22 protein-coding genes are annotated in these 22,948 nt (G+C 60.9%); 13 read left to right on the top strand and 9 right to left on the bottom strand.

What is annotated here, in order from left to right; all coding sequences use genetic code 11:
• Positions 1 to 69: 69 nt before the first annotated feature.
• The 3 genes from FHS64_RS12220 to FHS64_RS12210 are packed head-to-tail and all read right to left on the bottom strand — an operon-like array spanning position 70 to position 3,550.
• Positions 70 to 1,512 carry an NAD-dependent succinate-semialdehyde dehydrogenase gene (locus tag FHS64_RS12220; RefSeq protein WP_167178700.1) on the bottom strand — a complete coding sequence of 481 codons (1,443 nt, stop codon included), beginning with the start codon at positions 1,510 to 1,512 and terminating at the stop codon, positions 70 to 72.
• A 50-nt stretch (positions 1,513 to 1,562) separates the two neighbouring features.
• Positions 1,563 to 2,186, bottom strand: a complete 624-nt coding sequence (locus tag FHS64_RS12215; RefSeq protein ID WP_167178698.1) for a response regulator transcription factor — start codon at positions 2,184 to 2,186, stop codon at positions 1,563 to 1,565.
• On the bottom strand, positions 2,183 to 3,550 hold the full coding sequence (locus tag FHS64_RS12210; protein WP_167178696.1) for an ATP-binding protein: 1,368 nt from the start codon (positions 3,548 to 3,550) through the stop codon (positions 2,183 to 2,185). Before FHS64_RS12210 ends, FHS64_RS12215 begins: the two co-directional genes overlap by 4 nt.
• A 516-nt stretch (positions 3,551 to 4,066) precedes the next feature.
• Between FHS64_RS12210 and FHS64_RS14340 the strand changes: the two genes are divergently transcribed.
• From FHS64_RS14340 to FHS64_RS12150, 12 genes are read left to right on the top strand one after another with little or no spacing between them, the layout of a single operon-like run.
• The gene (locus tag FHS64_RS14340) at positions 4,067 to 6,175 is read left to right on the top strand and encodes a methyl-accepting chemotaxis protein (RefSeq protein ID WP_279588503.1); all 2,109 of its coding nucleotides are present in this window, start codon (positions 4,067 to 4,069) and stop codon (positions 6,173 to 6,175) included.
• Complete coding sequence (locus tag FHS64_RS12200) at positions 6,175 to 6,465, top strand: STAS domain-containing protein (RefSeq protein ID WP_167178694.1); 291 nt, start codon at positions 6,175 to 6,177, stop codon at positions 6,463 to 6,465. The genes FHS64_RS14340 and FHS64_RS12200 overlap by 1 nt, the downstream gene beginning before the upstream one ends.
• Positions 6,465 to 6,830, top strand: coding sequence for a response regulator (locus FHS64_RS12195; protein ID WP_167178692.1), 366 nt, complete (start codon positions 6,465 to 6,467; stop codon positions 6,828 to 6,830). Before FHS64_RS12200 ends, FHS64_RS12195 begins: the two co-directional genes overlap by 1 nt.
• Before the next feature lie 31 nt (positions 6,831 to 6,861).
• A complete protein-coding gene (locus tag FHS64_RS12190) occupies positions 6,862 to 9,192 on the top strand; it encodes a chemotaxis protein CheA (RefSeq protein WP_167178690.1) in 2,331 nt (776 codons plus the stop codon).
• 3 nt (positions 9,193 to 9,195) lie between these two features.
• Positions 9,196 to 9,669 carry a chemotaxis protein CheW gene (locus FHS64_RS12185; RefSeq protein ID WP_167178688.1) on the top strand — a complete coding sequence of 158 codons (474 nt, stop codon included), beginning with the start codon at positions 9,196 to 9,198 and terminating at the stop codon, positions 9,667 to 9,669.
• Positions 9,666 to 10,535, top strand: a complete 870-nt coding sequence (locus FHS64_RS12180; protein ID WP_167178686.1) for a CheR family methyltransferase — start codon at positions 9,666 to 9,668, stop codon at positions 10,533 to 10,535. Before FHS64_RS12185 ends, FHS64_RS12180 begins: the two co-directional genes overlap by 4 nt.
• Entirely contained in the window at positions 10,532 to 11,566 is a 1,035-nt protein-coding gene (locus FHS64_RS12175; RefSeq protein WP_167178684.1) for a protein-glutamate methylesterase/protein-glutamine glutaminase, read from the top strand. The genes FHS64_RS12180 and FHS64_RS12175 overlap by 4 nt, the downstream gene beginning before the upstream one ends.
• 9 nt (positions 11,567 to 11,575) lie before the next feature.
• A complete protein-coding gene (locus tag FHS64_RS12170) occupies positions 11,576 to 11,965 on the top strand; it encodes a response regulator (RefSeq protein WP_167178682.1) in 390 nt (129 codons plus the stop codon).
• 14 nt (positions 11,966 to 11,979) lie between these two features.
• Entirely contained in the window at positions 11,980 to 12,507 is a 528-nt protein-coding gene (locus FHS64_RS12165; protein ID WP_243862959.1) for a chemotaxis protein CheD, read from the top strand.
• Between the two features lie 2 nt (positions 12,508 to 12,509).
• Positions 12,510 to 12,875, top strand: a complete 366-nt coding sequence (locus tag FHS64_RS12160; RefSeq protein ID WP_167178678.1) for a hypothetical protein — start codon at positions 12,510 to 12,512, stop codon at positions 12,873 to 12,875.
• Positions 12,875 to 13,465: a response regulator gene (locus FHS64_RS12155; RefSeq protein WP_167178677.1), complete on the top strand. Its 591-nt coding sequence runs from the start codon at positions 12,875 to 12,877 to the stop codon at positions 13,463 to 13,465. Before FHS64_RS12160 ends, FHS64_RS12155 begins: the two co-directional genes overlap by 1 nt.
• A complete protein-coding gene (locus FHS64_RS12150; RefSeq protein ID WP_167178675.1) occupies positions 13,462 to 13,968 on the top strand; it encodes a chemotaxis protein CheE in 507 nt (168 codons plus the stop codon). The genes FHS64_RS12155 and FHS64_RS12150 overlap by 4 nt, the downstream gene beginning before the upstream one ends.
• A gap of 20 nt (positions 13,969 to 13,988) precedes the next feature.
• Here the strand turns inward: FHS64_RS12150 and FHS64_RS12145 are convergent, their stop codons facing one another.
• From FHS64_RS12145 to FHS64_RS12135, 3 genes are all read right to left on the bottom strand, one after another.
• A complete protein-coding gene (locus FHS64_RS12145) occupies positions 13,989 to 15,497 on the bottom strand; it encodes a tetratricopeptide repeat protein (RefSeq protein ID WP_167178673.1) in 1,509 nt (502 codons plus the stop codon).
• A gap of 146 nt (positions 15,498 to 15,643) precedes the next feature.
• The gene (locus FHS64_RS12140; RefSeq protein WP_167178671.1) at positions 15,644 to 16,024 is read right to left on the bottom strand and encodes a hypothetical protein; all 381 of its coding nucleotides are present in this window, start codon (positions 16,022 to 16,024) and stop codon (positions 15,644 to 15,646) included.
• A gap of 109 nt (positions 16,025 to 16,133) precedes the next feature.
• Entirely contained in the window at positions 16,134 to 16,478 is a 345-nt protein-coding gene (locus FHS64_RS12135; RefSeq protein WP_167178669.1) for a DUF1491 family protein, read from the bottom strand.
• A gap of 54 nt (positions 16,479 to 16,532) precedes the next feature.
• Between FHS64_RS12135 and FHS64_RS12130 the strand changes: the two genes are divergently transcribed.
• A complete protein-coding gene (locus FHS64_RS12130; protein ID WP_167178667.1) occupies positions 16,533 to 17,444 on the top strand; it encodes a hypothetical protein in 912 nt (303 codons plus the stop codon).
• On the opposite strand, the gene FHS64_RS12125 is transcribed toward FHS64_RS12130, so the two are convergent.
• The 3 genes from FHS64_RS12125 to FHS64_RS12115 all read right to left on the bottom strand — a co-directional run bounded on the left by FHS64_RS12125 (position 17,441) and on the right by FHS64_RS12115 (position 22,834).
• A complete protein-coding gene (locus FHS64_RS12125) occupies positions 17,441 to 18,097 on the bottom strand; it encodes a prepilin peptidase (protein ID WP_167178665.1) in 657 nt (218 codons plus the stop codon). The genes FHS64_RS12130 and FHS64_RS12125 overlap by 4 nt on opposite strands.
• A gap of 251 nt (positions 18,098 to 18,348) precedes the next feature.
• Positions 18,349 to 21,930, bottom strand: coding sequence for an ABC transporter permease/M1 family aminopeptidase (locus FHS64_RS12120; RefSeq protein WP_167178663.1), 3,582 nt, complete (start codon positions 21,928 to 21,930; stop codon positions 18,349 to 18,351).
• Positions 21,931 to 21,946: 16 nt separating this feature from the next.
• The gene (locus tag FHS64_RS12115) at positions 21,947 to 22,834 is read right to left on the bottom strand and encodes an ABC transporter ATP-binding protein (RefSeq protein WP_167178661.1); all 888 of its coding nucleotides are present in this window, start codon (positions 22,832 to 22,834) and stop codon (positions 21,947 to 21,949) included.
• Positions 22,835 to 22,948: the final 114 nt, after the last annotated feature.

Genomic DNA, 22,948 nt, shown 5'->3' with positions numbered 1-22,948 from the left:
TCAGGGAGACTGACAGGAAGAAAATCGATTTGCAGAGATCGACGTTCGTCTAAATAACGACGATCGTGTTTAGATGCCCATGCACAGGTATTTGATTTCCATAAAGTCTTCGAGACCGTGGCGGCTGCCTTCGCGGCCCAGACCCGACTGTTTTATGCCGCCAAAGGGGGCGACTTCGGTGGAAAGGATGCCGGTATTGATGCCGACCATGCCGGTTTCCATCGCCTCGGCCACGCGCCAGATGCGGCTGATGTCGCGGCTGTAGAAATAGCCGGCCAGACCAAAGATGGTGTCATTGGCCAAGGCAATGGCTTCTTCTTCGGTTTCGAACTTCACCACACCGGCCAGCGGGCCAAAGGTTTCCTCGCGGCACATCTGCATCTCTTGCGTGACATCGGCCACGACGGTCGCCTCGAAGAAGGTCTGGCCCAGCGCATGACGGTTGCCGCCCGTCAGCACGCGCGCGCCCTTGGACAGGGCATCCGACAGATGCTGCTCGACCTTCTCGACGGCTTTCTCGTCGATCAGCGGCCCCATCTGCACGCCGTCTTCTAGGCCGTTGCCGATCTTGAGAGCTTGGGCCGCCGCACACAGTTTTTCGACAAAGGCGTCATAGACGCCCGCCTGCACATAGAAGCGGTTGGTACAGACGCAGGTCTGGCCCGAATTGCGGAATTTGGAGATGGTGGCACCGGCGACGGCGGCATCGATATCGGCATCGTCAAACACGATGAAGGGGGCATTGCCGCCCAGTTCCAGCGACATTTTTTTGATGCTGGATGCGGACTGCGCCATCAGGGTGCGGCCCACCTCGGTCGAGCCGGTAAAGCTGATCTTGCGCACAATCTCGTTGGAGGTCATCTCTCCGCCAATGGCCGAGGCCTTGCCAGTCAGGACGTTGAACAGACCGGCAGGAAGGCCCGCTTCCTCGGCCAGAACGGCCAGCGCATAGGCGCTATAGGGCGTCTGGGCGGCGGGTTTCAGAACCACAGCGCAACCGGCGGCAAGGGCCGGACCGATCTTGCGGGTAATCATCGAGGACGGGAAGTTCCACGGCGTGATCGCGCCCACCACCCCGACGGGCTGTCGCAGGGTGACAATACGTTTGCCGTTGTCATTGGTGGGGATCACCTCGCCATAGGCGCGCTTACCCTCTTCGGCGAACCATTCCAGATAGGCCGCGCCATAGGCGATCTCGCCCTTGGCCTCGGTCAGGCTCTTGCCCTGCTCCAAGGTCAGAAGGCGGGCCAGCTCGTCCTGATTTTCCATCATCAGTTCGAACCAGCGGCGCAGGATTTTGGCGCGATCACCGGCTGTGCGGGCGGCCCACGGCTTCATGGCCTTTTGGGCGGCTTCGATGGCGCGGCGCGTCTCGGTGGCCCCCATATCGGGAACCGTACCCAGCACTTCGCCGGTCGCCGGATTGGTGACGCTCAGGGTTTCGCCGCTGTCCGCATCGACCCATTGGCCGTTGATGAAGCCCTGCTGACGCAAAAAGCGATTCTGACTCATAACGCACTCCCTCTTGTTGGGAGTGAATAAGGGATATCGCCGTTAAGGGATCAAGAGCTTATGCCATCATCGTTACGCAAAAGCAGGCCGGTTTTAATCAGGTCCGACAGGCTTTCGGCCTCGATCTTTTGCATGACCTTGGCGCGGAAAACCTCGACGGTGCGCGGGCTGATGTCCAGGGTCTGGGCGATGGCCTTGTTGGACAGGCCTTCGATCAGGGCATTGAAGACCTGAGCCTCGCGCGGGGTCAGGCGGTCGTACTTTTCGCGTGCGGACTGGGTCAGGCGTTGTTGCTCGCCCACCTGTGTCAGGCGTGACAGGCAGCCACGGACGCTTTCGATCAGACGCTGCGGATCGAACGGCTTTTCGATGAAGTCCACCACGCCCTGTTTCATCAGGCTGACGGCGACGGACACATCGGCATGGGCGGTAATGACCAGAATAGGCCATGCCGCGCCGCGTTCCTCGTTGATCCGCCGGACCAGCTCGGCTCCGTCCACCTCGGGCATACGAAGATCGGTGACCACACAGGCGGTTTCGTCCTGTGGCATGGAGCGGAAGAAATCTGCCCCGCCGGCAAAGGCGCGACAACGTATGCCCTGACTCCGCAGCAGGGCTACCAGCGAGTCACGCATGCCGGCGTCGTCATCAATGATGAAGACAGAAGGGGTCATTCTTGCTCGTCCTGATTGGCAATGGCGAGTGTAAACGAAAAACGGGCTCCGCCCCAGCGCGAAGCGCCGACGCGCAGATTTCCGCCGTGGCTTTCGACAATGGTTCGGGTCACAGACAGGCCCAGTCCCATACCGCCCGACTTGGTGGACATCATGGGCTGGAAAACGCGGTCGATCTGGTCGGAGGGGATACCGATGCCACTGTCCTCGACGGCGACCTCGAAGGTGTGGTCTGAGACGGCATGGCCCGTCACCAGTACCCGCGAGCCGTTGGGACTGGCCTCTACGGCATTGCGGACCAGATTGACCAAGGCCTGCTGAATCTGGATGCTGTCCATACGCACCAGATCGGGCATGGAGATGTCTGTCTCGATGCGGATATTCCGGTCCTGACCGGTCAGGGTCAGAATGGGCAGAACATCGTCCACGACCACACTGAGCTGCTCCTTGGACAGGGTTCGCATTTCCATGGTCAGGAGCTCGCGCATGCGGCGGATAATCTGTCCGCCCCGCAGCATCTGGGCCTTGGCCAGTTCGGTTGTGCGAAGGGCGCTTTCCCCTAGAGGGCCAGCGGTCTTCATGTCCTCTTGTGCCGCATGCAGATAGGCGGCGGCGGCACCCAAGGGCTGGTTCAGTTCATGGGCCAGCGTGGCGGCCATCTCGCCCAGTGAGTTCAGACGCCAGACCTTGTTGAGCTGGGAATGCAGTTCGCGCGCCTGTTCGTCGGCCGTCTGGCGCGGGGTCAGATCCACCAGCCGGATCAGCGGGCCATCGGGGGTATGGTCCAGCCACAGCTCGACCGGAATGTGTGACAGGTCGGGCCGCATGGCCAGCCAGTTGTTTCCGGCCGGTTTGATAAGGTCTGTACCTGCATCGACGGACGCATGGAGGCGGTGGTCAAAGCCCGGAACAAGTTCGCTAAAGGGCAGGCCCAAGAGCTGCTCTTCGGCAAGCCGGAAGATGTCGAGGCTGGCCGGACTGGCGCGTTTGATGCGGCCTTGCTGATCCAGAAGGACAACCGGTGTCGCGGCCAGAAGGGCGCGCAAAACCTCGTTTTCGGTGGGTTGGTGCAGGCCGTAAATGCCGAGCAGGGGACGGTTGCTGCGACCGGCCAACAGGGCGATCAATGCTGCAACAAACCCCGTTATTGAGGCGTCGGCAAATGTAATATGGCCGGTCAGGCCAAGCACAGCCAGACCTGCCCATAACAAGCCCACACAGACGACGGTCAGACGCCACCCTGTCAGGCGGGCGATGATGGCCAAGGCGATGACGGGCAGGAACAAGGACAGCTTGCCAGACGGATCAAACCGCAATCCGGCCAGCGATGCCACGACCAGACCCGCGCATAACAATGTCCGCACGACTTTGTGCGAAGGGGGGCCTGTGAACCGGTGCGGGCCGGATTGTGCAAAAGTTTCGCCGGAAGATGCGGACATTCGGGTTTGGTAGGCTTTTGAAACTTAGCTGATAATTTGCCGGTTTCCCTTCTGGGGTGAACCGGCCACGGGGATCAAGCCTCACTTATGGCGAATGTAACATTGCGAATAACAACGATATCACAAAAACCACCAAGCGGGGCAATAAAATCCCAAACAACTACAGTTCGGTAAGATATCTGACTTAACCCTATAGGGGATTGCCCGTACCTGCAGGTTTACAGAAACCTACGTTTGTATGTGCAGATAGTCGAAAATCTTTGTCGAGGTTGGGATGGTCCCCGTGCTGATGCTGTGTGCGCTTCAGAAAGAATCGCAGATTGCTAAAGACGTCGCGTCTGCTGTGCAGACCGCGCGGGCACCCCGTCCTGCCTTGGCACTTGCCGGTGCTTTCAGGGGCTATGACCCCCGCTCCGGCGAGTACACCGGGGAAAATGTGTAATGATGGCCTTCCTGAACAATCTGAAGATTCAGCAGAAGCTGACCTTCGCCTTTGGCGGCATCATCGCCGCGATCCTGGCCATGAGCCTGTGCGTGTATCTGGGCGTCAGTGGCGTGCAGAATATCCGCCGCGATATGGAACGGGTGACGGCGGCCCAGCAGGCTGCGGTAAACGCCCAGTTGCAAATGTCGCGTCAGGACGCCGCCTTGCGCGCCTATGTGATGTCGCGTGTGCCATCTGCCATTGATCTGGTGAGCGAGCACCGCTCCAGCTTCAATGCCGCGCTGGATGAATACAAGCGCATGGACCCGACCTCGGACGCGCAGGTCGAACAGGCACGCGCCGGTGTTGAGAGCTGGTTTGAAGCTGTGGCCGTGCGCGGTGTCGGCCTTGATAATCTGGCCACCTATGACAGTTCGGGCCTGTTGGCACCGGTCGATAAAATCTTGCAGACCCTTGTCGACGAGCGCGGCAACGAAGCCGAGCTGCTGGCCCAGCGTCAGGTGGCTCTGGCCAATATGATGCGTCTGGTCATGGGCATCGGCACCGTGTTTGCGCTGGTCATGGCTGTGGCATGCGGTGTGTGGCTGACCATGGGTGTCGCCAAGCCTCTGCGCGCTGTGGCATCGGCCACGCGCAAGCTGGTGGGCGGCAATACCGAGGTGATGATTCCCGCCTTGGGCCGCACGGACGAGGTGGGTCTGATGGCCTCGGCGGTCGAGCATTTCAAACAGGCCACAGTCGAGCAAAACGCCCTGAAGGCACGCAATGACCTGATGCAGAAAGAGGCCGAGGCGGCCCGTCTGCGTCGCGAGGCCGAAATCGAGCAGGGCCGTCGCAATGATACGATTGTCGTGGATGCTCTGGCCGAAGGTCTGGAAAAGCTGGCCAATGGCAATCTGACATGGCGCATCACCACAGATTTCCCGCAGTCGGCTGAAACGCTGAAGGTCGATTTCAACGCGGCGATCGAAAGCCTTGAAAAGGCTGTCTCGCTGGTGAACGCCAATGTGTCGGTCATCAATATGGGGGCCGAAGAAATCAGCGCCGCCTCCAATGATCTGTCGCACCGGACCGAACAACAGGCGGCGACACTGGAACAGACCGCAGCGGCTCTGGACCAGATCACGGCCACGGTTGGCCGCACCGCCGATGGTGCCAAGGAAGCGGCGCAGGTTGTCATGGGCGCGCGAGACGATGCCCAGCGCAGCGGCGTGGTTGTCGGTAATGCGGTCGAAGCCATGACGGCCATCGAGAACTCTTCGAAACGTATCGGCGACATCATCGGTGTGATCGACGAGATCGCCTTCCAGACCAACCTTCTGGCCCTGAATGCGGGCGTCGAAGCGGCCCGTGCGGGCGATGCCGGTCGCGGCTTTGCCGTGGTGGCCTCCGAGGTGCGTGCGCTGGCCCAGCGTTCCGCCGCCGCCGCCAAGGAGATCAAGACCCTGATCTCGGCCTCCGGCACCCAGGTCAGTCAGGGTGTGAATTTGGTGGGACAGACGGGGGATGCGCTGGGGCGTATCGTGGACCGTGTGGCCCAGATCGACAGTCTGGTGCGTGAAATCGCGGCATCGGCACAGGAGCAGGCCACGGGTCTGGCTCAGGTGAACGCCGCTGTGAACCAGATGGATCAGGTGACCCAGCAAAATGCGGCCATGGTCGAGGAATCGACGGCGGCCTGTCATGCTCTGGCGTCCGAAGCCGCCGACCTGTCGGCATCCGTCGCCCGCTTCGAGGTGTCCCAGAAACTGGCCACCAAGCCGCCGGTCTATAAGGCTCCGGTGGTAGCGTCCGCGCCTGCGATCAGCGCTCCCAAGCCTGTTTTCCAGCCTGCACCGCAGCCCGCCTTTAGCGCACAACCCGCAGAGGCTCCGGCTCAACATGTAGTGGCTCGTCCGGCCAAGCCTGTGCGTCCGGCCAATGAATATGTGCCCGAACCCGCACCGGAACAGATGGTGGCCAACGCTAAGGCCAGTGCCAACACCGGTGTCGGGGCCGAACGCCCGCGCTCGGTGACAGAAACCATATCGGCATTGCGCGCCAAAGGTATTGGCGGTGCCGCACTGCAATCACAGCCGGCAGAAGACGGCTGGGAGGAGTTTTAATGACTGAAGACCTGAACCCTGTGATCACACTGCCGGCGATACTGGATATCCGCGCGGCTGAACCGCTCAAGAGCGAGCTGATGCAGCGTCGCGGTCATGCGGTCACGCTCGATGCTTCCGGCGTCGAGCGTCTGGGTGGCCTGTGCCTGCAGGTTCTGCTCTCAGCCATCAAAACCTGGAAGGCCGATGGCCAAGCTTTGATCTTTCTCAATGTTTCCCAAGCCCTGACCGAGCAATGGACAGGCTTTGGAGCTTCCCCCGATGAATTCGTAGCGCAGGACGCCGCCTGATGACCAAAACCGTTCTGACCGTAGATGACTCGCGCACCATGCGTGACATGCTGATGCTGGCCCTCAAGGATGCGGGCTATAATGTTGTGCAGGCCGTAGATGGCGTGCACGGCCTCGAAGTGCTGGCCGAGGAACGCCCCGATATCGTGATTACCGATATCAACATGCCGCGCATGGATGGCTTCGGCTTTATCGAAGGCATGCGCGCCGACCCTGCCTATAGCGGCGTGCCGGTGCTGGTTCTGACCACTGAAAGCGATGCGGCCAAGAAGCAGCGCGCGCGCGATGCCGGTGCGACGGGCTGGATCGTCAAACCGTTCGACCCTGTTCGTCTGGTGGATGCCGTCCGCCGCGTCGCGGCCTAAGGCCCGGTATTGTTCAAGGACTTCCCCCCGCATGAGTGACGATCCGTTCGAGGCCATCAAGGCCACCTTCTTCCAGGAATGCGAGGAGCTTCTCGGCGACCTCGAAACCAATCTGATTGCGCTGGAATCGGGTGATACCGATATCGAGACGATCAATGCCTGTTTCCGCGCCGTTCACTCGGTAAAGGGCGGGGCGGGGGCATTCGGTCTGGATGATCTGGTCCGCTTTGCCCACGTTTTCGAGACCCTGATGGACGAGCTGCGCTCGGGCCGCAAAGCGGTGGACGAGGATGTGGTGCAAAGTCTTTTGCGGGCATCGGATGTCCTGAACGACCATGTGACCGCCGCACGCGGTGCAGGCCCCGCTGTTGATCCGGACCGTTCGCAAGCCCTGATTGCGGAGCTGGAAACCCTGACGCACGGGGCACCGGTTTCGGGAACGGACGCCGATGCAGCCGGTGATATGGACGACGATTTCGGCTTTACGCCGGTCGCACTGAGCCTTGACGATTTTGGTGCCGGCGAGGCCATGCCATTGATGGACCTGCCTGCGCTTGATCTACCGCCGCTTGACCTGCCGTCGCTGGATGCGCCGGTGGTTACGGGTGGGGAACAGACAGGCTGGAAGATTATCTTCCGTCCGCATCCGCGCCTTTATGCCAATGCCAATGAAACGGCGCTTCTGCTGCGTGAACTGGGCCGTCTGGGACCGATCTCGGTGGAGATGGACGACAGCGGTCTGCCGTCGCTTGAAGCGCTGGAGCCGCTGGATTCGCATCTGGTCTGGACCATCCATCTGGATGCGCCGGTGGCCGAGCTTGATGTGCGCGATGTGTTTGATTTCGTCGAAACCGATTGCGATCTCAGCATCATGTCGGTGATGGCCGAAGGGGCGGGCGCATCTGTTGTGTCCGACAGCCTGCCTGATCTGGATGATGGTCTGCCGTCGCTGGATACGGGTGCTGCGGCCGAGTTCGATATTGCGGCACTGGTGGCTATGGCACAGGCCGATACGGCATCGCGTCTGGGCGGTGGTGGCGAGACTGCGCCGGTTGCTGAAACCCCAAAATCCACGGCCGCTCCGGCACCCGCAGCTCCTCCGGTGGCGGCCAATAACGCAACGGCGGCTGCGCCAGCCGCTGCATCGGCTGCTACGGCTCCGGTCACGATCCGCGTCGAGCTGGATCGCGTTGACCGCCTGATCAATGCGGTTGGCGAACTGGTAATCCAGCAGGCCATGCTGGCCCAGCGTGTCTATGAGAGCGGGCTGGCCCGTTCGTCGGACATCTCGCTGGGTCTGGAAGACCTTGAACTGCTGACCCGCGAGATTCAGGACAGCGTGATGGCGATCCGCGCCCAGCCGGTGAAGTCGGTGTTCCAGCGCATGCCGCGTCTGGTCCGCGAAGTCGCCGCTATGACGGGCAAGAAAGTGAAGCTGGTCACGGCGGGCGAGGACACCGAGGTGGACAAGACCGTGGTGGAACGCCTGTCAGAGCCGATCACCCACATGCTGCGCAATGCCATCGACCACGGGCTGGAAAGCCCCGAGGAGCGCGAGGCAGCGGGCAAACCGGTTGAAGGCACGGTCAAACTGGCCGCGCTGCACCGCTCGGGTCGTATTGTCATCGAGATTTCGGACGACGGTAAAGGCATCAACCGCCAGCGCGTTCGCTCCATTGCCGAGGAACGCGGTCTGGTAACACCGGACCAGATCCTCAGCGACGACGAGGTCGATAACCTGATCTTCCTGCCCGGTTTCTCGACGGCACAGGAAGTTACGGACGTGTCCGGTCGCGGCGTGGGTATGGATGTGGTGCGCCGCTCCATCCAGTCGCTGGGCGGGCGGATTTCGATTTCCTCCAACCCCGGCAAGGGGTCGATCTTCACCATGTCCCTACCGCTGACACTGGCGGTGCTGGACGGCATGGTGGTGGGCGCGGCAGACCAGACACTGGTGGCCCCGCTGGCCGCCATTGTCGAAAGCCTGACGCCCAAGGCCGAGGATATCCATCTGGTCGGCGGCGTCGATCCGGTGCTGATGTTCCGCGACGAATTCGTGCCGCTGGTCGATGTGGGCCAGACGATGGAATTCCGTAACGAGCCGACCGAGCTGAAGGGCGGGGTGGTGATGATCGTCGAAACCGAGGGCGGCCAGCGTGCCGGTCTTCTGGTGGATGCGATCCACGGCCAGCGTCAGGTCGTTATCAAAAGCCTCGAAACCAATTACCGCCATGTCGAAGGCGTGGCGGCTGCAACCATTCTGGGTGACGGGCGCGTTGCCCTGATCCTTGATATCGACGTTCTGGTGAACACCGGACGTCGGCGTACGACCTCTCTTGCTGAACTGAAGATGGCGAGCTGACCCATGACCCAAGTCACCCCTAATGTTGCCGGTTCCGACCGCGAACTGATTGCGTTCCGCATCGGCGAACAAGAGTTCTGCGTCGATATTATGAGTGTGCGTGAAATCCGTGGCTGGACCCCTGCCACGCCGCTGCCGCGCTCGCCCGCCTATATGAAGGGCGTTATCAACCTGCGCGGCACGGTATTGCCGATCATCGATCTGGGCGCACGCTTTGGTCTACAGACCGGCGAGCCGACCGAACGCCACGTCATCATGGTGGCCCATGTGGGCAGCCGTCTGGTGGGCCTTCTGGTCGATGCGGTGTCCGACATCGTGCAACTGACCGACGCGGCCATCCAGCCGACGCCGGATGTGGCCTCCGAAAGCGTGAAGGCTTTTGTAAAGGGCATCTTCGCGGTTGAAGGCGGTCGCATGATCAGCCTGATCGATCTCGAACACGTCCTGCCAGCCGAGGCGGAAGCCGAAGCCGCATGACTATGACCGCCGGACGGGAAACACTGGTGGACGGGGAATTTCCGTTCACACAGGCCGACTTCCGTCACATTGCCAGTGCCCTGCACAGCCATGCCGGTATTGCCCTGCACGAGGGCAAGGCCGCGCTGGTTTATTCGCGTCTGGCCAAGCGTCTGCGGACGCTGGGTCTGAGTAATTTTGCCGAATATATTGCCCTTGTGGAATCTCCGCAGGGCAAGGACGAGCGTCAGGCCATGACCGCGGCCCTGACGACCAATGTCACGCGCTTCTATCGCGAGCCGCACCATTTCGACCATCTGCGCGATGTGGTGATGCCGAAACTGGCCGCCACCGCGCGTGCCGGTGGTCGGGTACGTCTGTGGTCGGCGGCCTGTTCCAATGGACAGGAGCCGTATTCCATGGCCCTGACGGTGCTGGAGAAGCTGCCGGAAGCCAATGATCTGGACGTGCGTATTCTGGCCACCGACATCGACCCGAACATGGTCGCAGAGGGCAGGTTGGGCATCTATTCGGATGATCTTCTGGCTCCTGTTCCCGCCTCGGGACGTCGCCACTTTAGTCCGGTTAACGGACGCCCCGGCTATTCTCAGGCCAGCGAGGCCCTGCGCCGGATGGTGGTATTCAACGAGCTGAACCTGATCGGCAAATGGCCGATGAAGGGGATGTTCGATGTAATCTTCTGCCGCAATGTGGTGATCTATTTCGATGACGCCACGCAGGAAATGATCTGGAGCCGTTTTGCCCCGATCCTAAGTCCGGGCGGCGCGCTTTATATCGGTCACTCCGAGCGGGTATCAGGCCCGTCGGCAGGGGCGTTCAAGACCTGTGGCCTGACCACCTATCAGCGCACTGAAGGTGCCGCATGAGCCGGGTAAAGGTCCTCGTTGTCGATGACAGCGCCACGATGCGCAGCCTGATCTCGGCTGTCCTGCGTCGTGATCCGGAAATCGAGGTTGTCGGTACTGCCGAAGACCCGCTGGATGCCCGCACCAAGATCAAGGCGCTGAATCCCGACGTCCTGACGCTGGACGTTGAAATGCCCAATATGAACGGGCTGGAATTCCTCGAAAAGATCATGCGTCTGCGCCCCATGCCGGTGGTGATGGTGTCGACCCTGACCCAGGCGGGGACGGATGTGACGCTGGCGGCGCTGGAAATCGGTGCCGTGGATGCCGTGGCCAAGCCGGCGGTCGGCCATCCGGCCTCCGAAGCCTTTGCGGACCTTGCCGACAAGGTGAAGTCGGCGGCCCGCGCCCGCGTGCGTCCGCTGGAGCCGCGCACGGTACAGGCCCATCAGGGCGTCTATCATGCCGACCCGAACCACATCCTTGCCATGGGGTCGTCCACGGGCGGCGTCGAGGCGCTTCTGACGATCCTGTCGGCCTTCCCCGCGGATTGTCCGGCAACCGTTATCACCCAGCACATGCCTGCCAGCTTCACCCGCAGTTTTGCAGCGCGGCTGGACCGCATGTCGGCGGCAAACGTATCCGAAGCGGTGGACGGGGCCATTTTGCAAACGGGCCATGTCTATCTGGCACCGGGGGGGGCATTCCACCTGACTGTTGTCGGCGGACGTTGCCGTCTGGTGGCATCCGATCCGGTAAACGGCCACCGTCCGTCGGTGGATGTACTGTTTGAGTCCGTGGCCCGTCTGGGGCGCCCGATGACGGGTGTGATCCTGACGGGTATGGGGCGCGATGGTGCGCGGGGACTGAAGACCATGCGCGATCTCGGTGCGCGCACCTTCGGTCAGGATGAAGCGTCCTGCGTGGTCTATGGCATGCCCAAGGCAGCCTTCGAGGCCGGAGCCGTAGAACGCCAGATGCCATTGAGCCGGCTTGCACCCGCTATTCTTGAATCATGCGCCGCCAAAGGCGCCAAAACGACTGTCGCGTAAGGACTATACATGCCAGCAGCCTCTGCCATTCGTACTCTGATCGTAGATGACCAGTTGACGATGCGCGCCTTGATCCGCACCAGTCTGCAACAGATCGGTGTGCGCGATATCGAAGAAGCCCCCGATGGTGAGGCCGCGCTGCGTGCTGTCATTACCAAGCCGGTGCATCTGGTCATTTCCGATTTCAACATGCCCAATCTTGACGGACTGGGCCTGCTGCGCGGTATCCGTGCCCACCCGCCGATCGCCAAGACGGCCTTTATCATGCTGACGGGGCGTGCCGACCGCGAACTGGTCCAGCGCGCGGTCCAGTATGGCGTGAACAACTATCTGGTGAAGCCTTTCACCACCCAGCAGCTCAAAGAAAAGATGGAATCCGTCTTTGGTCCTCTGACCTAATGAACACCTCCGGCATGTCGGCAACGGAAAAGCGCGTCCATGTGGTGCAGGGGGACCATTGTGTCTCCTCGGACCCTGATGTCGTGCTGACCACGGTATTGGGCAGTTGTGTCGCCCTGTGCCTGACCGATCGTGTGGCCGGTGTCGGGGGGATGAACCATTTCCTGCTGCCCGATGGCGAAGTGGACGGTACTGCCGCCAGTCGCCGTTACGGGGCCTATGCGATGGAAGTGCTGATCAATGATGTTCTCAAGGCCGGTGGGCGTCGTGAACGTCTGGAGGCCAAGCTGTTTGGCGGCGGTCGCATGTTTGACAGCCTCAGCGATGTTGGCGCGGCCAATGCGGCCTTTGCCGAGCGTTTTATGGCCGATGAAGGTATTCCGGTGCTCGGCGGTAGTTTAGGTGGCTTTGGCGGTCGCAGACTGCATTATTGGCCTGTTAGTGGCCGCGCACGACAAAGGGCGGTGATGGATGTGGCAGCGGTTCCGCTGCCCAAGATCACCCTGCCGCCTGTCGCTGCGGGCGATTTGGAGTTGTTCTGACCATGTCTCACGATACGCAGGCCTTGCTGCAAGCCGTCTCGGCTGAACTGGGTGATATCGCGACGGGCGTGAAATCGGCGGGCGATCTGATGGGCGAGGTGATGTCGCATCTCTCGGCCCAGAACCGCCTGTCCTATATGGCGCGTATTCAAAGCTTTGATGTTCTGGTTCAGCGTCTGGAAGCCCTGTCGGGCCTGTCGGGCGCATTGGCGAGCGAGCAGCCGCTGGACACAGCCTTGGCGGCCCTGCCTCTGGCCGAAATGGCCGAGCGTCTTCAGGAAGCCGCCCATCGCGGCCGTCCAACCGCGCCATCGGCGGCCGCGCCCGACACGACACAAGCCTCCGGCGAGCTTCATCTGTTTGACTGATGAACAAGGACGAACAGGTCAATCTTGAGCATTCCACGGTCCTGCTGATCGATAATAACCAGCAGGCTCTGGATATGCTCGGCTCGGTGATCCAGGGTTTCGGCGTGCGCGAGCAGATCAAGCTTGGCTCGGCCACGGCGGCCGTCAAACTGCTGCAAGAACGGCCTGTGGATCTGATTATTATCGACTGTGCCGATCCTGAAATGGATTCCTATGCCTTTACGCGCTGGTTGCGGCGCGAGACTTCGGCACCGTTGAAATACACGCCCGTGATTTTGGTCACCGGCCACGCCTCTCAGGCCAAGGTGCAGGAGGGCCGCGACTGTGGTGTCAGCTTTGTGGTGGTCAAGCCCATCACACCGGCGGTTTTGCTGAAGCGGGTTATGTGGCTGGCGCTGGACGAGCGCGAATTTATCGAATGTCCGACCTATGTCGGGCCGGATCGTCGTGTCCGTAACTACGGCCCGCCGATGGGCGAGAAGGGGCGCCGCAAAGGCGACCTGTCGGCCCATATCGGTATCGCCAAGGAAGCCAATATGGACCAGTCGGATATCGACGCCCTGCTGAAACCCCAAAAGGTACAACTGTGAAGGCTCCGGTCAAAACAACGATCTCGTCCGGCACCGCAGTTGGCGAGGGCGAAGGCGCGACAGCGGTCAAGGTTGTCTCCAGCCTGTCCAAGAAAATGGCCGAGCCGGGTGGCTTGACGGTGGCCGCTATCGAGCGTCGCTCGCACGAGCGTTTGCTAAGCCACAAGCATGACGCCATGCAGTCGGTCGAGCGGGCTGTCAGCGAACTGGAGCAGCGCACAGCGGGGGCGCTGGCCGAACCGGACCCTGAACTGTACCGGATCACCAGCCAGATGCTGGATCTGGCGGGCTTTTTCGATACGGGCCCGCTGTATGATGCCGGTTACAGCCTGTGCGACCTGCTGGATGTCATGCAGAGCAAGGGGCGATGGAGCCCCGATGCCGTGCGCGTGCATGTGCGCGCCTTGCGGATGATCCTCGGCGATAATTTCCAGATGACGCCCCACAGCACCTCCCTGCTGGAAGGCTTGCGGGCTGTTCTGGAACACGCCCGCAAAGCCTAGGCCACATAGTCGCTGATGCTCTAGTCGGTAGCGGGAGGAGGGGTTTGCGGGTCGCCTTCCTCGGCCTCTTCTTCGGCTTTGCGGCGCAGGGCTTCTTCCTCTGCGGCGATATCGGCTTCGGTCAGGCCCTTTGCGCGTAACAGCAAGGCCTTGGCTGCAGGATTTTCACCATGCGGATTGTTCACCAGCGGCTCGATGACGGCGATGGCTTCGGCATTGCGGTCATGGTGTAGAAGGGCCGCAGCATAGGTCAGGCGAATCTGGCCCAGTTGAGGGGCCAACGTATAGGCTATCGCCAGTATTTCGAGATCATTTTCGGTCGGATAGGACGGCTCGCCAGTACGGTTTAAAGCCATCAGCAGCATGGTGGCATAGTTTGCATCGTCTGCCGCATAGGCTGTACGCAGTGCACTTTGTGCATCATTGCGGTGACCGACAGCCACCGAATATTCGTCGGCTTCAAACGCTTTGTCGGCCAGATCCATCTTGGCGCGGGCCATATATTGCAGGGCCTCGACGTGATCTGGTTCCATGAGCAGCAAACGCTCCAGAATGTCGACGGCCTTGGCAGGATCGCGACCATTATGAAGCTCTGCATGGGCAAGGACCAGCAGGGCCAGAGTGTCCTCGGGGTATCGGGCCGCCTTACGACGGATTTCCTCAAGGGTGGACTGGCGATTCTCTTCGGTGGTGCCGCTCTTTAGCCTTTGTCCCAGCAGCAATAGATCGTCCGCAGAGTCAGGCAAGGCGGTGATCTGGATTTGAAATTCGGGGAATTCGGTTCGTAAAATCGAGTAGGGGACACGCCCGCCCATATAACGGCGCAGGGTGCGGCGAAGGTCGGTTGGTGTCAGGCCGGTCGCATTTTGGAAGGCCGTGACAGAGTCAGTGCCCGAGCCAATATCGTGTAGATAGGTGACCATCTGCTGGCGTCGGGTGGCATCGCCCAGGAACCAGTGGGTTAGCAACCAGGCGAGCGGGTAATAACTGTCCGCGTTTCGTGCCTTGGCCATGGGGCGGTTGGACAGCAACTCGCTCATGGACATCCAGCTCAGATAGTTGAGCGCTGCTGCGCGATTTGCATCGGGAATGCCGATGCGGGTTTCGCTCGTTTTGAATTCGGTCGCACCGTAATACTCGGCAAACCCTTCGATGAACCAGCCGGGATAGGGATAGGCAAAGTCGGCCAGCATGAAATGGTGGGCATATTCATGCTTGAGAGTGTGGTTGTTGTCGCCGCGCGTAGCGACAGCGAAAATATCCTCGTCCGATGACGTGTAAAATCCGGCAATTCTGTCCTCTACATCGGGCCAAATGGTCCCCAGTCCAGAATCGGTCACCAGGTATATGGGCAGCTTACGATGTGGGACTTCAGTAACGTCCTGTCCCATAAACAGGCGCAGGACATAGTCGAACTTTTCCAACTCGATCAGCATGTCACGCGCTTCGCGGTCGGTACCGGCGCTATACAGTTCGAAGCGCGGACTTTCGTGTTTCTTCCAGTCCGCAAATGCAGGCGAAGCACACAAAACGAGCGCTGAAGCTGAGCATAACGATGTTATAAAGCGGCAAGATGCTGATTTAAATTTAGCGACTTGTGCCAAGTTGCTCTCCCCCCGAAGTGCGAGGGGAAATTGTGCACTTGATATGTTGTTATGGCAAGACCGTACCGCTATCAGGCGGCGTGAAGACCCCAGATGGCGCGGTCTGTCGTGCGGGCGGTCAGTTTGCCGGCATCGGCGCGTTTGACGAGTTGCTGCATCATTAGATCGGGCAGGGCGCAAAAGCGTGGCTCGACCAGTTCGGGGGCGCAGTCCTTTTGCGGGGCCGTGAAAAGCGCGGCGTTGAGCCCGTTCGATTTGCGGGACAGCAGCCATGCAATACGGCGGGCCCGCTCGGGGTGGGTGTGTTGCAGGTCGGGGTGTTCGGCGAACAGTTCGCAGGCCAGTTCGATGGCGGCATCCAGATCCAGCGGATCAAAGCGCCGCTCGTCCCGCAGGGGTGCGGGGCATGGCGGATCAAGCGTGAACACCACATCATTGAGCAGGAACAGCATGGCTTTTGCCTTCAAACACCCTTTGGGGTGATGACAGGTCTTAAGCCAGCAGGCTTGAGGACGGGTTGACGAACGGGGTGAACGCGATGTTCACCATGACGGCGGGATTTCAGGAGTCTGATTTTTCGCCTTCGACCTTGTCCGGTATGAAATGGCGGCCGTGACGGTCTTCGATTTCGACAACCCACAAGTCGGGATCATAGCCGCGGCGACGTTCCAGATAGGCATCCAGTTCGGATTCCATCTCGCTGGTAACAGGCTGAATCCATAGGGGTTGCCCGTTCATGTCTACGCTTTGGCTATAGAGGCGGGCAGTGCGTTCAGAGGTGTTATAGGCCTTGATGATGACATCACCGGCGCGGGCATCGCCCTTGCGGACCACGGTGGCAAAAGCCCCTTCCAGTTCGGCGTGACGGATCAGGGCAGAGACCCAGACATCTGTTGAAAGAAGCAATTGCTAACCTTGATTGCACACCTCCGGTCAAACCGGATGGGCTAGAGACGGGTGATGACTATACCGGTTTCACCTCAGCGCGTCAGTTCCGTTACCAAGTCCGCACGCCGGATTCAGGGTGCAATGGCGCTATTCTGTGCCTTTGCGCTTGCGTGTGGTCCGGCGCAGGCACTGGATGCGACGGCGCAGGCCTATCACGAGCGCAGCTTTATTCTGGCGGCCAATGCCAAATGCGGTCTGTTTGACGCATCGGTGGAACAGGCTTTGGGGGCAGCAGCCCTGCAAACGCGCGGTGTGCTGTTGCGGGCGGGCCATGAAACGGCGCAGGTGGGGGCGGTGGCCAGTCGCGCGATGGGACAGGGCCGTGCCGTGTCCTGTGGTGATCCGGTCTTGCAGGAAACATCGGGCCGTATCCTTCATGCCTTCTCGCGCTGGAGCCGTGCGGCGCGGCTGGAGTTTCCGGCCAGCAATATGTCGTGGCGGGTAGATCGATTTTCCGGATCGAAAACCGGTTGGCGCATGGTGCAAGATAGCGGCGTCGGTACGGCATCGGTCCGTTTCGGACTGGCAGGGGTATCGCCCGAGGAAACCCGTCCGACCGTTGTGGTGTCGTTCCGTGGCAAGTCACGCCCCTATGCGGCGCGGCTCGTAATGCGTGATGTCGATCTGTTGCCGCGCCCGCATGCCGTGAATGCCGGTCAAGCACAGATGCCACCTTTCTCGGGCCGGAAAGCTATTTTTGCGGCCCGCCAGATGGATGCACCCGAAACCCTGCTGGGTGAGGGCAAGCGTCGGGGGGAGGCGTGGGAGTTTCCGCAAGAGGCCATGATGCGCCTGACGCAGCTTGATCCGCGCGAACCGTTCTGGATCGAGTTCCTGTTCCGTGACGACTCGGTGGCCCGTGTACCGTTCGAGGCAGGCGATGCCGGTGCGGCCAAGGCCTTTCTGGGGTTAGGGGCGGTCTAGACGACCAGCCACGCCACGGCAAAACCGATGGCCAGATAGGTGCCAAAGGGAATCTTGCTGTGCATGTCCAGATTGCGGCCTGCCAGCTTAAGCCCGATGACGACGGCCAAGCCCGATAGCGAGGCGACCAGCAGGACAATGCTCAGGTCCATCGCGCCGACCCATGCCGCGCCCATGCCGAACAGGATGGGATCACCGCCGCCAAGGCCGCTGCGACCGCGCAGCTTGCGGTAAAGGAAGGCCAGCAGCCACAGGGCGCTAAATCCGAATAGGGCCGACAGCAGGGCCATCATCCACCCCTGTCCCAGCGGATAGGGCAGTACGGTGGCGGCGATAATGCCACTAATGCCCAGCGGCACCGTCAGCACATCGGGGAGCCAGAAGTTTTCGGCATCCACCACAGCCAGCACCAAAAGCTGCCAGCCGAGAAGGGCGGTAAAGACGGCGGTCCATGGCGAGGGCAGGCCCTGCCATTGTGCCCACACGGCCGAGACCATGCCGATCAAAGCCCCAGCAACAGGCATGATCAGATAACGGCGCGGCCTTGGCCCTAGTGCCAGCGGCGGCAGGTGGTGGCTGACATAGGCGGCCAGCCATCCGGCAGCGAGGCCCGACAGGGTCAGCGCGATACCTGTCGCTAGTTCGGGGGACATAGGTGTCGTCTCGCAAGCCAATCGGTTCGTGCATGATCTATATCAATGCCCTGCATTCCGATTAACGCGATGAACAATCTTCTCCCCTCGCTCTTGCTGATGAAGTTGTTCGGGCAGGTGAACCCGACTTGGCCGGAAGTCCCGCAAGGGCTTCCGGCCTTTTTGTGCGCCCAAGAAAAAGGGCGCCCGGATGAGCGCCCTTTTAGGGGACAGGTTGGCAGGGGAGAAATGAACCTGTCCGGTTCGTCAGCCTATTCTACGGGCTTTATGTTGTTGCTCGCATCGCGATCGATCCAGCGGGTGAACGGGTCGATGACGGCAAACTTCGGCTTGGAGTTAGCCACAAGGCGCAGGGTTTGCGGGCCGCTGCGGATATTGTGGCGTTCCAGAAGCACGATGTCCTTGGGCGCAATGACGCCCATGCCCGGCTCGCTCATCAGAAGGCCGATCTCCATCTGCTCGTCGAGCGGCGCGGTCTTCTCGTTGCCCTTGTCGTCGGCATAGAGTTTACGCGCCTCGATTTGCAGAACAACGTCCCACTTGCCGTCGGCACGACGGGTGGCGCGGGTCGAGGTGACTTTCAGATCATAGAGGGTGATCTTTTCCATCAGGTCGGTGATCAGGGCGTGCTTTTCAGCCGGAGCCTCGGCCTTGAGCGCGGCGATCAGGTCCACCGAGCGCGGATAGGGCGCAGAGCCGAACTTGTGCGCGGCCAGCAGTTTGGACAGGGCGCGGTTGACCACGTCCTCGCCAAGCTGGTCACGCAGCAGGTAAAGCACATGGCCGCCCTTGCGATAGTGGATATAGCCCTGACCGGCCTCGACACGTTCCAGCGGGAACTCGCCCAGACGCTCCGAACCGCGCGCCGACAGATAGTTGTCGAGATCGTATTTCAGGAAGCGACGGATCTGTTCCTGACCATACATCTTCTCCATCACCATCAGGGCCGAATATTCGGCAAGGGTTTCGGACAGGGTTGTCGCGCCTTGCACATTGGCACCGACGATCTGGTGCGCCCACCACTGGTGCGCCAGCTCGTGCGCGGTGACGAAGGTCACATAGTCGATGGCATCGGGTTTACGCAGATCGGCATTGAAGCCGATGCTCTCGGAGTACGGCATCGTGTTCGCAAAGGCTTGCGCGAAGGAGCTATAGCCGGGGAACTCGATGATGCGGGCCTGACGGAACTGGTAGGGGCCAAAGGCCGACTGATAATAGTCGAGGCTCTTTTCCAGTGCGGTCAGCATGCGCGGCGCATGAACACCATGCGTCGGGTGGTGATAGACCTCCAGCGAGATACCGTTGTGGGTCTTCTTGGCGACTTCATAGGCGGCCGACTGCACCGAGAAGAAGTGCAGGATCGGGGCTTCGGAGACAAAGCGCGCGGTGCGGCGGCCATTGGCCGTCGTGTCGGACATCTTGTAGCCCGGCGCGATCGGCGTCTGGTCGGCCACGGTGGAGACGGTGATGTCCGAATTGACCCAGTCGGCACCGATATAGTTATGCAGCAGACCTTGCGGGTCGTTCAGGTCACGCATGCGCAACTCGTCCGGCAGACCGAATTTGCGGCGCTTGGTGCGGTCGCTCAGCAGGCCGCCACGATCCATACCGATCGAGGGGGCAAAGGCACCGTTGTTCACAAAGGTGCCGTTGTCCACGATGCTGGTCATCAGATAGCCGACGCCGAAACCGCGCTGGCCATACCGGCTGTCGAACGTGATGGTGCGTTTCTCGCCCGGTTGCAGCGGGGTGTCGAAGCGGTAGATGCGGTACTGGTGCTGCTTCCACTCGCGATCCAGCTTGGCACCCTCGACCTCGATCTTCATCTCGGTATCGCGCGGCCAGCCCAGATGTACGGCAGGGATGGGCTTGTCGGTGGTGTTCTCGACCACATAGCTGCCGGTCGTGGTCATATAGCGGTCATGCGGGAACAGCTTGATGTCCAGCTTGACGTCTTTGACGGTCGGCTGGGGCGTGTTCTCGAAGGCTAGAAGCTGCTTTTCGCGGTCGGCCATGCGGGCCTCGGCGGCATTCTTGTGCTCGTAGGTGTTCCAGACATTGGTATTCACATAGACCAGCACGCCAAGGCCGATGAAGGCCGCCAGAGACGCTCCGCCGATGATACCGGCACTGCCCAGCAGGCGACGCGGCGCACGCTGGAAGCGTGGCTTGAAGCGTGTCTCGGCACCACGACGCCACAGGGCGAAGGTCGCCACCAGCAGCATGATGCTGAACGCTGCCCAGTAAAGGACGGCAGGTAATGTGATGGTGTGGAAACCGGCGGTGCCGTTCAGGTCCGACAGCGGGACCGAAGGCCACGACGCGAAGTTGTACAGATAGTGGTCCCAGCCAAAGCCCGAGGCGACAATGGTGAAGATGATATAGACCACCATAATGGCCCAGCCGACAAAGCGGTTCGGCGACAGCGACTGTACGAAGATCGACAGGACCGCCATCATGATCAGGCCGATGCTGTCAGGCAGGACATACCAGAACAGGTATTTGCCCAGCTCGAACTGGTACCAGCCGCGCACGATCTGGGCGATCAGACCGGCAAACACCGACAGGGCCAGTGTCGAGATCAGTACCAGAGCCAGACCCATCACCTTGGGCACCATGAAGGTCCAGTCGGCAGCGGGGGTGGAGTCGACGATCTCGTGGATTTTGCGGTCCTGATCACGCCAGACCAGCTCGCCCGAATAGTAGATGGCGATCACAATCGTCACCAGCGAGAAGGAGCCTTGCAGCATCTGGATGACGTCGCGCGTGGCGGGGAAGGTCTTCACCCCGTACATCTCGCCCCCGAACAACAGGGTGGTGATGGCCATCAGGAAGCCGAACAGCATCAGCACCAGATAGGCAGGGCTCTTGAAGATCAGGCCCATTTCAAAGCGCGTGCGGGCGATGAACTGGGTGACGGACTGGGCAAAGCCATAACGGCCACTGGCCAGCGGGCGGGCCTGCGGAGCGTGGGCGATGGCCTTTTTCTCGGCCTTTTGCAGTTTGGCCTGTTTCTTTTCCGAGTTACCGCGCGTGGCACGGCTGTAGAAGGCGACGGCGGCACCAAGGAAGGCCATGCCGACACCGGTCCACAACAGACGGTTGCCCAAGAGGACGCCGGTCAGTTCGGGAAGCTGGGTGTTCTTTTGGGCGGGCGTCCAATAGCGGGTGATTTCGGCAAAAGCCCCGATACCCAGAGGCTCCAGCCAGCTGCCCAGTTCGCGCATTTCCGGCTTGGACAACAGGGTCGAGGTGACGACGAAATAGAGGATGATCAGGCCGACAGCGCCGACATAGCTGGCCATCATCGAGCGGGTCAGGGTGGCGAGGCTGAAGACCACAGCCGAGGTGAAGAACACACCGGGCAAGCCAAAGACCAGATAGGCATAGGCATAGTCGCCAAGGCGCAGGGCCTGCACAGTTTCGGGATCGATCCACGGCATGAAGGAGCCGAAGATCAGGCCGATACTGATGCTGGAATAGGCGAGGGCAGCGGCAAGGAACGAGCCTGCAAAACGGCCCAGAACATAGTCGAAGCGCGTGATGGGCGTGGCATTGATCAGCGGGCCATAGCCGGTGGTGGTGTCACGCGACACAGCATTGGCCACCAGCCCGACGGCCCCCAGCAGGAAGAACAGATTCAGGATGCTATGGACGGTAATGATGGCCGAGGCGGCATTGATATAGACATTGCCGCCCGTGCCACCGACGCGGATATTGTCGCTGGCGGCCATGACGCCGAAGCTGAGCAGGCCGAACAGGATGGTGACAACCCAGAAGGTGGGCTGTCGCAATTGATAGCGGAATTCAAAGGCCGCGATTTTGAAGAGCATGATGGTTTGCTCCCGATCAGGCGGCGGCAGGGACGCGGCGCGAGGCGCTGAGCGTCGAGAAGTAAACGTCTTCGAGATTGCCGCTGACCGGCTCGAATGCCGCACCCGGCGAGGTGTCGGACAGGACGTGGATCAAGGTGCGACCGGCAAACAGGCGCGTCGAGATGACCTCATAGCGCTGGCGGTAATCTTCCAGTTCGGCCTTCTCGATGGCGGTGCGCCAGACGCGGCCCTTCAGGCTGCCGATCAGGTCTTGAGGCGCGCCTTCAAGCTGGATGCGGCCACCGGCCAGAACGGCCATGCGCGGGCACAGGTCGGCGACATCTTCGACGATGTGGGTGGACAGGATGATGACCACATTCTCGCCGATCTCGGCCAGCAGGTTCAGGAAGCGGTTGCGCTCTTCGGGGTCCAGACCGGCGGTGGGTTCATCGACGATGATCAGTTGCGGATTGCCGATCAGGGCCTGCGCAATGCCGAAACGCTGGCGCATACCGCCCGAGAAACCGGCAATGGCCTTCTTGCGGACATTCCACAGATTGACCTGGTTGAGCAGGGTCTCGACCGTGTCCTTGCGCTCCTTGCCCGAGCTGATGCCCTTGAGGATGGCCATGTGGTCCAGCATGTCATAGGCCGAAACGCGCGGATAAACGCCGAAATCCTGCGGCAGATAGCCAAGGGTCCGGCGCAGCATTTCCGGTTCTTTGATGACGTCGAGTTCGCCGAACTTGATGCTGCCCGAGGAGGGCGATTGCAGGGTGGCAATGGTCCGCATCAGGGTGGACTTGCCCGCCCCGTTCGGACCCAGCAGGCCGAACATGCCGCGTGGAATCTCTAGGGACACATCGTCCAATGCGCGTGTGCCATTGGCATAGATGTGGGTGAGATTGGTGATCGACAGCATAAGGCCCCCTGCGCGTAGTTTGGGGCGCACTCAAACAGATGTGCTTGAGGGTGCAAGTGAACCTTCGGTAAGGAAAGGCCACCGCGTAATAAAAAGGCCGGAAGTACTGGCTTC

Source organism: Brevundimonas terrae (assembly GCF_011761985.1).
Lineage (GTDB): Bacteria > Pseudomonadota > Alphaproteobacteria > Caulobacterales > Caulobacteraceae > Brevundimonas > Brevundimonas terrae.
Note: the sequence above shows the minus strand (reverse complement) of the source record. Positions and strands in the feature narration are given on the sequence as shown.